This window comes from Pseudovibrio sp. Ad5, from assembly GCF_001623095.1.
Classification (GTDB): Bacteria; Pseudomonadota; Alphaproteobacteria; order Rhizobiales; family Stappiaceae; genus Pseudovibrio.
Window position 1 is genome coordinate 321551 of record NZ_LMCH01000057.1, and the last position, 13239, is coordinate 334789.

At 52.0% G+C, this 13239-nt stretch carries 15 protein-coding genes; 2 read left to right on the forward strand and 13 right to left on the reverse strand.

The window, feature by feature from the left end; genetic code table 11:
- Window positions 1–238: 238 nt before the first annotated feature.
- The gene (gene ald / locus PsAD5_RS16220) at window positions 239–1372 is read right to left on the reverse strand and encodes an alanine dehydrogenase (protein WP_057460912.1); all 1134 of its coding nucleotides are present in this window, start codon (window positions 1370–1372) and stop codon (window positions 239–241) included.
- 156 nt (window positions 1373–1528) lie between these two features.
- On the opposite strand from ald, the gene PsAD5_RS16225 reads away from it, so the two are divergent.
- Window positions 1529–1996, forward strand: coding sequence for an Lrp/AsnC family transcriptional regulator (locus PsAD5_RS16225; protein WP_057460911.1), 468 nt, complete (start codon window positions 1529–1531; stop codon window positions 1994–1996).
- A gap of 125 nt (window positions 1997–2121) precedes the next feature.
- Entirely contained in the window at window positions 2122–2997 is an 876-nt protein-coding gene (locus PsAD5_RS16230; protein ID WP_063292810.1) for an SMP-30/gluconolactonase/LRE family protein, read from the forward strand.
- Window positions 2998–3542: 545 nt separating this feature from the next.
- Here the strand turns inward: PsAD5_RS16230 and trhO are convergent.
- From trhO to PsAD5_RS16290, 12 genes are all read right to left on the reverse strand, one after another.
- Window positions 3543–4361, reverse strand: a complete 819-nt coding sequence (gene trhO, locus PsAD5_RS16235) for an oxygen-dependent tRNA uridine(34) hydroxylase TrhO (protein ID WP_063292811.1) — start codon at window positions 4359–4361, stop codon at window positions 3543–3545.
- 151 nt (window positions 4362–4512) lie between these two features.
- Window positions 4513–4836 carry a RebB family R body protein gene (locus PsAD5_RS16240; RefSeq protein ID WP_057460908.1) on the reverse strand — a complete coding sequence of 108 codons (324 nt, stop codon included), beginning with the start codon at window positions 4834–4836 and terminating at the stop codon, window positions 4513–4515.
- A gap of 237 nt (window positions 4837–5073) precedes the next feature.
- Window positions 5074–5394, reverse strand: coding sequence for a RebB family R body protein (locus PsAD5_RS16245; protein WP_057460907.1), 321 nt, complete (start codon window positions 5392–5394; stop codon window positions 5074–5076).
- 159 nt (window positions 5395–5553) lie between these two features.
- Window positions 5554–5850 carry a RebB family R body protein gene (locus tag PsAD5_RS16250; protein WP_057460918.1) on the reverse strand — a complete coding sequence of 99 codons (297 nt, stop codon included), beginning with the start codon at window positions 5848–5850 and terminating at the stop codon, window positions 5554–5556.
- 203 nt (window positions 5851–6053) lie between these two features.
- Window positions 6054–6395: a RebB family R body protein gene (locus tag PsAD5_RS16255; RefSeq protein WP_063292812.1), complete on the reverse strand. Its 342-nt coding sequence runs from the start codon at window positions 6393–6395 to the stop codon at window positions 6054–6056.
- Window positions 6396–6513: 118 nt separating this feature from the next.
- Entirely contained in the window at window positions 6514–7173 is a 660-nt protein-coding gene (locus tag PsAD5_RS16260; protein WP_063292813.1) for a hypothetical protein, read from the reverse strand.
- Between the two features lie 23 nt (window positions 7174–7196).
- Complete coding sequence (locus PsAD5_RS16265) at window positions 7197–7613, reverse strand: hypothetical protein (RefSeq protein ID WP_057460905.1); 417 nt, start codon at window positions 7611–7613, stop codon at window positions 7197–7199.
- Between the two features lie 137 nt (window positions 7614–7750).
- Window positions 7751–8470 carry a hypothetical protein gene (locus PsAD5_RS16270; RefSeq protein WP_057460904.1) on the reverse strand — a complete coding sequence of 240 codons (720 nt, stop codon included), beginning with the start codon at window positions 8468–8470 and terminating at the stop codon, window positions 7751–7753.
- A 14-nt stretch (window positions 8471–8484) separates the two neighbouring features.
- Window positions 8485–8745 (reverse strand): RebB family R body protein, encoded by a 261-nt coding sequence (locus PsAD5_RS16275; RefSeq protein WP_054663306.1) that lies wholly within the window; start codon window positions 8743–8745, stop codon window positions 8485–8487.
- 78 nt (window positions 8746–8823) lie between these two features.
- On the reverse strand, window positions 8824–9405 hold the full coding sequence (locus PsAD5_RS16280; RefSeq protein WP_063292814.1) for an RNA polymerase sigma factor: 582 nt from the start codon (window positions 9403–9405) through the stop codon (window positions 8824–8826).
- A gap of 456 nt (window positions 9406–9861) precedes the next feature.
- Window positions 9862–10260: an AAA family ATPase gene (locus tag PsAD5_RS16285; RefSeq protein ID WP_084405987.1), complete on the reverse strand. Its 399-nt coding sequence runs from the start codon at window positions 10258–10260 to the stop codon at window positions 9862–9864.
- 67 nt (window positions 10261–10327) lie between these two features.
- Window positions 10328–13239, reverse strand: a 2912-nt coding sequence (locus PsAD5_RS16290) for a VCBS domain-containing protein (RefSeq protein WP_063292815.1), incomplete at its 5' end; no start/stop codon positions are given.

Here is a 13239-nt window from a genome sequence, read left to right on the forward strand (position 1 = left end):
TTGACCAGTATATCGAAACCGCACCTGCAAACTCATTAACGCCGCAGCAAACCGGTGACAGGGTAAACAGAACCTTTACCAACGCAAAACGGGAGCCAGTGGCCCCCGCTTCTAATCTCTAGAGCGCGTTCCGTTTGATTGGATTCAATCAAACGACAAGAATTCGCTCCGCCAAAGATGTTAGAGCACGGTGCGTGAATGCTAATGAACGCGACGTGCTCTAAGTCCGCTTAGACTTTCAGGCTGCTTCGGTTTCCTGAACCAGAGCAGCTTCCGGAGCTACGTAAGTGTAGCCCAGGTTTTCAGCAACTTCAGCAACAGTCACCTGACCCTTATAAACGTTCAGACCCGGCAGGAAGCCCGGGATGTCGCGAAGAGCAGCTGCGTAGCCTTTGTCAGCCAGCGCCAGAACGTATGGCAAGGTCGCATTGTTCAGCGCGTAGGTAGAGGTGCGAGCCACAGCACCCGGCATGTTTGCCACGCAGTAGTGAACCACTTCATCCACGATGTAGGTTGGATCCTGGTGAGTTGTTGCACGGGAGGTTTCAAAACAGCCACCTTGGTCGATAGCAACGTCAACCACAACAGAACCCGGCTTCATCGCCTTGATGTGCTCTTTGGTCACCAGTTTCGGCGCAGCAGCACCGGCCACCAGAACAGCACCAACAACCAGATCAGCAGCCAGAACTTCTTTCTCAAGCGCGGCACGGTTGGAGAACACTGTCTTCAAACGGGAACCAAAGCGAGCGGAAAGAGCGTCGAGAACATCAACGTTTCTGTCCAGAACGGTAACATCGGAGCCAAGGCCGATTGCCATTTCAATTGCGTGGGCGCCAACAACACCGCCGCCAATCACAACGGTTTTCGCAGGAGCAACACCCGGCACACCGCCAAGCAGAACGCCAGCGCCGCCATTGGCTTTCTGCAGTGCAGTTGCACCTGCCTGAATGGAAAGACGACCAGCAACCTGAGACATAGGCGCCAGCAGTGGAAGACGGCCTTTCTCATCCGTTACTGTTTCATAAGCGATGCAAACCGCGCCAGAGGCGACAAGGTCAGCAGTCTGCTCTGGATCCGGAGCCAGGTGCAGGTAGGTGAACAGCAGGTGATCAGGGCGGAGCATCTTGCGCTCAACAGCCTGAGGTTCTTTCACCTTCACAATCATTTCTGCTTTCGCGAAGACGTCTGCAGCAGTCGGCAGGATGGATGCGCCAGCTGCAATATAGTCAGCATCGCTCGCGCCAATGCCAACACCGGCATTGGTTTCAACAACCACGTCGTGGCCATGAGCAACAACTTCACGCACGCTGTCTGGCGTCAGACCAACGCGATATTCGTGATTTTTTATTTCCTTAGGAACACCAACAAGCATCACAATCTCCCAATCAGCTTCGGCTTTGTGTTTCTACATAGCTTATGGAAATCTCAGTTGCAGATGCTTGCAATGTGCGCACGACACGGTACATTTTAGCAAACATCTACGAATAAACATCGTTCAGACACAATAATCTGCGAAAACGGCAAAGCTATGAAACTCGACAAGCTTGATAAAAAGATCCTCCGCGCGCTGCAGGACAATGGCCGTATCTCCAATTCTGATCTTGCAGATCATGTGGGTCTGTCCGCCTCTGCCTGCTTGCGTCGTGTCCGGACTCTGGAGGGTGAAGGCGTCATCGAGAAATACGTCGCACTGCTCAATCCGAAAAAGCTGGGCAAGCGTATGAGTGTCTTTGTCGAGATCTCACTCGGTTCTCAGTCAGAGGAAGCCCTTTCAACATTCGAGAAAGCCGTTGATCGCTCCACCGAGATTATGGAGTGCCACCTCATGGGCGGCGATGCGGATTACATCCTGCGTGTGATGGCCGATGATCCGGTTGATTTTGAGCGCATCCACCGTGACCACCTCACCCGCCTTCCCGGCGTTGTGCGCATGCGTTCCTCCTTCGCGATCCGCTCCACCAAACAAGGCAGCGCCCTGCCAATTTCCGAGAGCTAATTCACCTCGGAAACCTTGCGGTTTTCTCACAGGCATACTCGACGCTTCTGCCAAACCTCTCTATAACAACGCTCAATTGTATATTGCTGCAGCTCTCCCGGGCTGCATGAGTATGGAGCACGACTTTGACCCCAATTATCACTTGCTTGCTGGACGGTCGCTACGAGCTGGCCGAAGGTCTCCTCTGGGATGAGCTGACAAAACACCTGTTCTTCTGTGACATTCTCGGAAAACAGATCCACGCGATGCATTGGGATAGCAAAGAAGTCACCACATGGGACTTCCCGAAAGTCGTTGGCTCCTTCGGTCTTTGTAAGGACGGTCGCCTCATCGTGGCGATGAAAGACGAAATCATCCTGTTCGATACAGGCACCAAAATGTACGAGGTCATCGCAAAGATTGAGCCGGATAATCCACGCACTCGTCTGAACGACGGCAAGGTTGGACCTGACGGCGCATTCTGGGTGGGCACCATGGACGACATCAGTCCAAGAACCCCTATCGCCAGCCTCTATCGCGTCACGCCAGATGGCAACGTCACGCAGATCGCCACAGAAATCAGAACCTCCAACGGCTTGGCATGGTCTCCGGACAACAAGACCATGTACCACTCTGACACCGGCTCCGGTGAAGTCTTCGCCTATGATTTCGACCGCGACTTCGGTGCAGTCACCAACCAGCGCAAGTTCCTGCAGCTGGACAACACAGTGGGCAGACCCGACGGCGCTACAACAGACACCGATGGCAACTACTGGTCCGCAGGCGTCTCAGCAGGCAACGTCAACTGCTTTGATCCGGATGGACAGCTGCTGCAGTCCATCGCCATGCCTGTTCCTCGCCCGACCATTCCGTGCTTTGCAGGTCCAAACCTGGGCACACTGGTCGTGGCAAGCCTGCGCCCTCATGGAGATGACGAGCTTCTCAAGGAGTTCCCAAAATCAGGCGGTCTCTTCGCAATGGATGTGGAGCACAAAGGCCTGCCAGCCTGCCGCTTTGGCTAAGCTCTGCCCTGCCTCCTGAAAAACAAACAGATTTAGCACCGCTGGCTCCTGTCCGGCGGTGTTGTCGTTTGGGCCCCGGAATACGGGAGTGAGCAAGGCGAGCAGGCAGTGCCTGCGCATTGTAAGTAAATTAGTTTCTTCGGCATTGGCTGCTCGCCTCGCCCGGGCGTTTTTGTATGAAACAAGATCTCCACCGAAAGGCATTGGGAGCAGGCACCATCAGCAACAAGCACATCAGCCAGAGGCAAATGTGAGTGTCAGTGATAGCTAAACGCCTGCCAGTGTAGACGCCCATCGGGTGACCAGCTTCCGCTTGGTCCCTGCACTAAAGACTTTCAAGGGGTGTTTCAACGGACCCGCCGGAGGATGCGTTATGTCTCCCGGTAGCCCCGCCCAGCTCACGCTGCACTGACGGTCGCTCCGCCAGCTGCCCGTTTACGTGAACATGAGATCAACAATAAGCTAGCCTGAGCGAACGGGGATAAGATTTTCCGGATCCAAGCAAAAATAAGGGGCAGTCAAACCGCCCCTCAATCAACTCTGCTTCAGCTTTCACCAGCCTCAGAAGGCTTGTCATCAATCTGGTAGGGCGCGAGTACCTTCTTGGTTTTCTCCGGCAGGTTCTTCCCCCAGCCGGCATCAAGCTTGTGGTCAACAGACACGCGGTCATCAAACACAAAGCACTCGCCCTTCCAGAGGCTCTCATCCTCTGGTACGTTTTCCAGATAGTTCAGAATACCGCCCTCAAGGTGGTAAACCTCATCATAGCCCTGCTCCAGCATCAAGCCGGTAGCCCGCTCACAGCGGATACCGCCGGTGCAGAACATGGCAACCTTCTTCTTGGCACGCAGAGCATTGTCATTGCGTTTGACCCACTCAGGAAACTCATTAAAGGTCTCCGTGTCAGGGTCCAATGCACCTTCAAACGTGCCCAGAGCAAACTCATAGTCATTGCGCGTATCAATCACGACCGTATCCGGGTCAGAGATCAGCGCATTCCAGTCCTCTGGCTTCACATAGGTGCCGACCAGATCATTCGGATCGATATGGTTCACGCCCATATTCACGATCGCCTGTTTCAAACGCACCTTCATGCGTTTGAATGGAACTTGCTTCGCCCAGCTTTCCTTGACGGTGATGTCATGAAAACGCGGGTCTTTGCGCAAGTAGGCAATCACGTCCCGCATCTGCGGTTCTTCACCAGCAATAGTGCCGTTAATGCCCTCACGAGCAATAAGAAGACTGCCGCGAATACCACGGCTTTTGCAGTAGTCAAGCAGAGGTTCGCGCATGTCTTCAAAGTCCGCAAACTCAACAAACTTGTAGAGCGCACAGACTAAAATGGGGGTTAGCGTATGTGTCATTCTTTGCCTTTGTGGGCTTATTCGTAGCAGTACCTATACCCATTTCCATCGGGTCTGTCAGCAAAAGAGACCATACCAAAACTGCAAACCTCCCCTGCCGAAGCAGGGAAGGTTGAAATGTAACTCGCACGAGAGGTCGTCACAGGTTCATTTACCGGCCCGGACGGAAGGTTTCCATAATGGTAAGAAGCGTCTGAAGCTGATCCGGCGTGCCAGACTGAGCAACCTTTTCCGTAGCACCAGCAGCTGCCATGGTATCCATGGAGTAGATCTGCATAACGCCCTGGTTGGTTGCAGCCTGAGCCAGAATGTTCTGCTGCTGAGAAGCAGCCACGTTATTCTCAAAGAGAATACCGGTTGAGTGCGCCATCGTCTGGAAAAGCGAACCCATAGCCATGGCGGGTGCTTCACCAACAACCTTCACATTGGTTTGTGTGACGGCATCAGTAATCATTGGATTTACCGTATCCGGCATAGTCGTCATCCTTAAAAATGCAGCATATCTTTCGAAGAGACGAAACCGCCTTTCGAATACCGATACGCGGGAGACAGAAACAAAAGCAGCTCAGCAGAATATGAACTGCCATGAATAAAAGAAGTCGTGTCCGGTGATTTCACAGAGAACCACCAGGGGCATGCCCACCTGAAAACCAACCGGACACCAGTAACTGCAAGTTGAACCAACGCCGCCGGAGGGCGACGCCTAAACCCGTTAGGTTGGGTTGAAAACGCGCATGATTGTCAGCAGCGTGTTCAACTGGTCTGGTGTGCCGCTCTGAGCAACTTTTTCGGTAGCACCAGCGCCAGCCATCGTATCCATGGAGTAAATCTGCATGACTCCCTGGTTAGCTGCTGCCTGAGAAAGGATGTTCTGCTGCTGAGCGGCAGAGACATAGTTCTCAAAGAGAATTCCGGTGGAATGAGCCATTGTCTGAAAGACACTGCCCATTGCCATCGCAGGGGCTTCACCCACGACCTTTACGTTGGACTGGGTAACCGCGTCAGTGATCATAGGGCTAACAGTTGTTGGCATTCTAATAGTCCTCTTTCATACAGTTCTGGTCAAAATCCGGTTCTGCATTTCCTTGAACTGGCTCCAAAGGAGTACGCGCTACTACAACTTAAAGGATGCATCAGAACCATTCTCATCGCTCTGGCCTTTGCACCAGAAAGCGAAGCTCGAAAGTTCCGGTTATGGGTTGAAACTACGCAAGGTAGTCAGCAGCGTGCTGAGTTGGTCAGCTGTCCCAGCCTGAGCAACTTTTTCTGTGGCCGATGCCCCGGCCGTTGTATTCGCGGAATAGATTTGCATGACGCCCATGTTGGTCGTCGCCTGTGCAAGAATGGTAGATTGAGACGCGGATGCGACTGAGTTCTGCAACAAAATGCCCGTTGAATGTGCAAGGGATGCATAGAGGTTTCCCATCGCAATTGCAGGCGCTTGCCCAAGCACCGTTACATTGGATTGCGTGACAGCATCCGTCACCATGCCACCCTCTGGTATTACGGGGCCAATCCCCGGTAGATCCGCCATAAATCACTCCCACCTGATCAATCGAACTCATGAGCAGTTCGGTAAAAACGCAGCCCTACTTCACCTCTGATCAAGCGCAAGCACTGCACTGACCAGAGGCAAACTCTCAATTATTTAGAAAACTCAATGGCCGTTGCAGACTGACCAAACACCGCGACTTAACGCGAAAAGTACCGACACAATGTTCCGAGCAAACTCTCGTTCACCTGCTCGGCTTCCTTCGGGTCCATATGTGAAATGCTGTTTGCAGCAGCCATGGAACCAACAGAATAAGTATGCAAAATTCCCTGATTCAAAGCGGTCTGCGCAATGATGTTCTGGCGCTGTGCATTCGAGACGGAATTCTCAAAAAGCACCCCTGTCGATTGCGCCGCTGTCAGGAAGGTCAGCGCCAGCGCGAACGCAGGAGCCACCCCAAGAATTGCAATCACGTCAGCATCAACAGTTCCGCCATCGGAGGGTTTTGTTGCGCCACATTGTTCCTCAATAGTCTTTGGCATTTTTTCTCCAATATGCTTGTTATTATTGCCATTTACAGACTATTGACGCCGCTCCTCTCTATTTGTGAACTCTTTCCTAAGAGCCAGTGCCCTTCGTAAGAATTGGTTCACACATCACTCATCTATCGCGAGTTCTCTGTTGCAGATAACTAATCAAAAGCTCGGAGAGCTTCTCATTGAGCGGTGCAATCTGCCTTGAAAGCTCCGACTTGATTTCCTTCTTCAGAAAATCCCGCATGGCTTCAGCAGCCTGTACCGCCATCGCTTCCTGATTGGGAACCCCGCCCTGACCGGGCAGGCCAGAGCCCGGAAACTGCGCCATGCCGGGACCAGCTTGCGGCCCACCTTGCCCAGTCACCATTTGCGGCTGCGGCTGCGCGGGCGGCGGTGCTGGTGGTGATTGCGGCTCCTTCTCCTCATCCCCCGTACCAATCACGCTCTTAATCGTCGTAATCTCTTCATCAATGGAGGTGCACAGCTTGGCTGCCGCCTGCTCCACCTCAGACACAATCGTCTGCGCAGAGGATGTTGCATCATCACAAGCCCGATTGATCTGCGCCTGCTGCTGACGGATTTCAGCAACCACCTCATTGTAGTTTGGAATGCCCTGCCTCAGCTGCGCAAATTCACTGGCCGCCTGATCCACATTCTGCTTCACCTTGGTCAGCTGCACGACAGCATCATCCAGCGCAGAGTTGAATTCCGGGCCCGGCGTCACCGTGACCTTTTGAGGACCAGCATCTGCGGCCCCTGACGTTCCGTTCGCGGCTGTACTCATCGCCTCACTCCTCAAGTCCAGTCTTACCAGTTGTGATCTGAATTTCGCTCGGAACTGCGGTCCTCTCCCCGCGCGTCAAACTCAATGTCGCCAGTGGAGGTAAACCGCGCAAGAAGCTCCTCTTCCACCCCATCCTGGATCAACCGGTCCTCGTCTTCACGGTCCTCATACCGGTCGGCCTCTTCCTGCAATCGCTCATCGCGAAACCCGAGAACCACATCCGCTGCAGTAATGCCATCTTCACACACCAGCATCCCTTCCGCCTTCACCAGCGCATCCCGCGCCAGACTCAGATGACACAGAAGCCCTGGCAGCGTCTCAACACCAGACCGCGACAGCGTAAGCGTCTCTTCCTGCTCGATAACCCCTTCCCAGCGGCGCAACTGATTGAGGATCACCTCCTCCAATTCCTCTCGAATGTATGTAACGTCCCGTTCCATATCTCACCTTTAGAGCTGACCGGGGATCTGCCTATCGCGTCAGAGCCCGAAGAAAAGTCGCAAGCAAAATGTAGTCCTATTGAAACAACAGCGTAATTTCCTGAAACAGATCCATCAGCTGACCCGCTTCCGGCAGATCACTCACTCACATCCTGAAACGCCGAGATGGCATTGGTCACCATGACGTTCAGCTCCGTCAGCGCAGGTGTCGCTGCCAGCGCCGGATCCTGTGCGATCTTCGCGGCCACAATCGCCTGTGCAGCCATAGAGATTTGCATGACACCGTTCATGTAAGTTTCTGCATTTTGCGACGCATGCCCGCTGGACTGCTTGGTCATCACATCGTCAGGAATGGAGATCATCGACTCCAATCCTTGGTAATTTTGAAAGTTGGTAAACTGCACGGCCTGAGTAATCTGTTCGTTTAAAGCAGAGGTTGAAGGCGCAGAGGTTGGCAATGGTGGATAGGATGGCCCGGAGGACTGCTCCTTCCCGGTATCCGTGGATGTGCCCTGCGACTGCCCACCCGTCCCGTCAGAACCGGTAGTATCCTCAAAGTCTGCACCGCCAGCAGATCCCTTTTCACTATCCATCACCATGGTTTGTTGCGCTCCGGATTGACTGTTGCTCTCACTTGCTGTGTTGACGGTTTCCGTTGCCGCCTGTGAGGACATTTTGACCGCTGGAGAAGATCGCTGAGCACCCTGTGTTCTGGATGCCTCAGCACCGGACTGAGTTGAGGAACGCAAACTATTATCGCTCAAAGGTCCGTGGAGCAGAGAGATCAGGCGCCGCCGACGCGTAATCGCATTCTCATACTCTTGAGAAGCTGAACTCTCACCTCTCTCCCTCACCATCAAATTCCCTCAAATTAGCCACCTGAAGGTTTAGACTCCGCTCCAGAGGTCGGGCCTATTTCCATAATCAGCTGAACGCCCTTGGACACCACAGCCGTCGATATCTGGTTCATGGATTGCTGCGCATGGGTCGCATTTTGAACCGACAGTCCCGTCGCATTGCTTACCACCTGATACAGATTGGCAATTGCCTGAGAGGGCGCTTCACCCACCACCTTCACATTTGTCTGGGTAACGGCATCCGTCACCTGAGCATTTACAGTATCTTCCGCCATGCTTTCGCCCTCGCAGTCTAAATTCGTTAACTATTCGGAGAGACGCACTCCCAACCCTCCTGTGAACATTCAATCTGCTCAATTGAGCCGCTTACGCTTCTTGGAGCGGGCATCTCTCAGCTTCTCGCGCAAAAACTGCACCCGCTTGCGGGCCAAAGCCTGAGAAATATTCAGCTCCTCCGAAATCTCGCTGTAACTGCGATCCTCGGCAAACTTCATGGAAAAAATCTGCTGATAGATAAGAGGAAGCCGCTCCAGCGTCTTGCTGATCAACATCAGCTCTTCCTTCTGTGCCAGCAGCACTTCCTGCGGTGCGCTTTCAATCTCTGTATTGGCCAGATGTTCGTCGTAAACATCCTTATCGCCATCACGAAACTGATATTCATAACGCTTCTTCCGGTACTGACTGATGAACTCGTTTTTAAGCGCATACATAAAAAAGGCGATTGGCTCCCTCATATTCAAGGGACGCTGTTCAAAGTGCGATGCAACCTTAATGATCGTTGCTGACATCAACTCTTCAGCCGCATCCATGTCACCACCCGTAAGATGAAACGCTCTTCCGAATATCTTTTTTCTATACTCGTTCCAGTATTCCCAAACAGGCGTCAAATCCTGACGCCCATCAAGATGTTCTAATCGTGTATTCTTGTAATACATCCGCCACACCTCAATGTATTACAGACTAAATCCCTGAACACCACAAAGAGACATCACGAAACACACACCAGCACTGGCATGGAGAACAGATATCAACTTTATTTCTAGAGAATTCGTCCGCTTCGATAGAGATGAAGCTACGGATATTCTTGTTTACGGAAAACCAACACAATTTTATGGGTTGTATAAATTCATGCTTACAACCCTTGATAATAGAACGCGAACCAGATTAGAAATTTTAAGAGGTTCCAGTCACTTAACGACCTTCGAGTAATCAACCTTGCAGAATTACAACACAACCAGAAACACGACGACGACCTGTTAACAACCTATAAGGTGTATGCTTGAGATTGATACAACCCGAAAAATGCATAAGCCCAATCTCATAGAGCGCCATCCACCCTGCCCTTAATAGACAGCCCACCCGACGTTTTGTGACATAAGCGATTCTACAAATTAAAGGAGAGATTGTTTTTCCAGGTGCTCAATCACAAACCGCGCACGCTCTTCAACGCACACTTGCGGCACGTCAACCAACTCATATCCATAAGCACGATAGACCGAAACATTCGCGGCATAATCCTGGCACGCAAAGTCAAAGCCATGCGTTCGCTCCGCATCATGTTCAAAAATCTCTCTCCACGGCGCACACACAAACACTGGCGACGCAAACCACCTCAGATGCGCAGCACGCACCATACTCTCAGGAACAGAAGCCCCAATAATTGCACTATACGCAATCGCTTCCAGAAAACTGCGATCATGGAACACAGTCTCACCTGACCGCACCCCTCCCCGATCAAACGCCGCAATAGAACGCTCAAACAACAAATCCCGAAAAGCAACACGGCTTATTGGCCCTACGACGCAAAAAAACCCGGCGAAATAAGTCGCCGGGTTTTTCTTTTGAAGTCACATCTAATTATCCAAGGAATGTAAAGTCATCCTGTTTCAGACTGGATAGGGTGACGCCCTCAAGAGTAATCGAAGTATCGGCGTCGAGTGTGATCACCGTATTAGCACCATCCTGCTCAGCGGCTGCAAGTACTGCTTCAAAATCGGCAAAGACAGATGTTGTAAACTCGATAACATCCGAACCTTCTGCTCCACTAGCAAAATCCTGGATGACATCGTGGCCAGTAGTAACAGCCATGAACACAAATGTGTCATCGCCTTCACCACCATTAAGGATATCATCACCAGCTCCACCGGAGATCCGATCATCCCCGCCATTCCCGGCAATTACATCAGCTCCGACACCACCTTTAAGAATTTCAGCAACAGCACTACCAATCAACTTAACTGGGGCCATCTCGAAGGTTTCAATTACCGGCGTTCCTGTTGGCTCATATACAGTGCCATCAGCCCCGACATAGTTGCCATCTTCATCAGGCGTGAACACGTAAACCGAACCTGACCGCTCACCCTTGTCGTCATCCCCATAAGCCCCGACAGTGATGACACCATCTTCATTGATCGAGACGGATTGCCCGAAGTAATCACTGGCTGCCCCATCATGAGCCGTCAGAACGATTTCCTGATAACCACCAGATCCATCCGGCACATAAACATAGGCAGCCCCTTTTAAATTGTTGCCACCTGTCGTCCCTGTGACGATGACACCAGCCTCATTCATGGCAAGCGTTGAGCCTGTCCCACTGTGTCCGGTAATCAGCTTGGAGATCACATAATTGCCACTGCCATCAGGTTCATGGATGTATAGGACACCTGTGGCTCCAACAACAACGGTACCATCACCCTTAACAGCACCACTGATGCCGAAGGTCGCAGTGGAATCAGGGGCAATCAACTGCAGTTCCGTATAACCACCAGATCCATCTGGAGTGAACACACGGGCCAGAGCACCCGGACCGTCCGCAAACACAACACCAGCCTCATTGATGCTGAGGGTGCCGCCAAAACCATCTTTACCAGAGGCAACCAGCTTCGTTTCCGTGTAACCACCAGAACCATCAGGAGCAAAGATATAGATCTTGTCGGTAGTTGTGCCGTAAGCAGAAGCGACAATCACGCCCGCCTCATTCATGGCAAAGCCATGGTTACCGAGGTAGTCGCTGGCAGCACCGTCAGAGGCAGTCAGCTTGACTTCCGAATACCCCCCGCCTTCTGTCGGTGTGTACACGTAGATCGAGCCAGACTGTGCGCCCTTGTCGGAATCTCGGATTGCAGCAACTGCAATCACACCAGAATTATTAATGGCTGTTCTCACCCCATAAAAATCAGAATTTGCCCCATCGGAAGCCACCAACTTGGTCTCAATATAACCATCACCATCAGGTGTGTAGATATAGACTGAGCCAGAGTTCTGACCTTTGTCATCATCATAGCGAGATCCGACAACAACAACACCATGGTCATTCATCTGCGCATCAGAACCAAAATTGTCATCCTCAAATCCATCAGAAGCGACGAGTTTGAACGCTGACCCGTCTCCCTCAACAGCATGGTGTTCACCATAGGAATAGATTACCGGCGTTCCTGTTGGCTCATATACAGTGCCATCAGCCCCGACATAGTTGCCATCTTCATCAGGCGTGAACACGTAAACCGAACCTGACCGCTCACCCTTGTCGTCATCCCCATAAGCCCCGACAGTGATGACACCATCTTCATTGATCGAGACGGATTGCCCGAAGTAATCACTGGCTGCCCCATCATGAGCCGTCAGAACGATTTCCTGATAACCACCAGATCCATCCGGCACATAAACATAGGCAGCCCCTTTTAAATTGTTGCCACCTGTCGTCCCTGTGACGATGACACCAGCCTCATTCATGGCAAGCGTTGAGCCTGTCCCACTGTGTCCGGTAATCAGCTTGGAGATCACATAATTGCCACTGCCATCAGGTTCATGGATGTATAGGACACCTGTGGCTCCAACAACAACGGTACCATCACCCTTAACAGCACCACTGATGCCGAAGGTCGCAGTGGAATCAGGGGCAATCAACTGCAGTTCCGTATAACCACCAGATCCATCTGGAGTGAACACACGGGCCAGAGCACCCGGACCGTCCGCAAACACAACACCAGCCTCATTGATGCTGAGGGTGCCGCCAAAACCATCTTTACCAGAGGCAACCAGCTTCGTTTCCGTGTAACCACCAGAACCATCAGGAGCAAAGATATAGATCTTGTCGGTAGTTGTGCCGTAAGCAGAAGCGACAATCACGCCCGCCTCATTCATGGCAAAGCCATGGTTACCGAGGTAGTCGCTGGCAGCACCGTCAGAGGCAGTCAGCTTGACTTCCGAATACCCCCCGCCTTCTGTCGGTGTGTACACGTAGATCGAGCCAGACTGTGCGCCCTTGTCGGAATCTCGGATTGCAGCAACTGCAATCACACCAGAATTATTAATGGCTGTTCTCACCCCATAAAAATCAGAATTTGCCCCATCGGAAGCCACCAACTTGGTCTCAATATAACCATCACCATCAGGTGTGTAGATATAGACTGAGCCAGAGTTCTGACCTTTGTCATCATCATAGCGAGATCCGACAACAACAACACCATGGTCATTCATCTGCGCATCAGAACCAAAATTGTCATCCTCAAATCCATCAGAAGCGACGAGTTTTCCTCCTCCAACTTTATTGGTGCCGTTGATCGTCACCGTCACTGTCTTGGTGATCACACCGCCATTGCCATCATCGATCGTGTAGGTGAACGTGTCAGTCGCTGTCTCACCAACGCTCAGATGGATGAACGCATCACCGCAATCATAGGAGAACGTGCCATCGCCATTGTTGATCACAACACCAACTGTGGTGCTGTTGTCGATCGTGATGATGTGCGTGTCGTTCACATCAACAT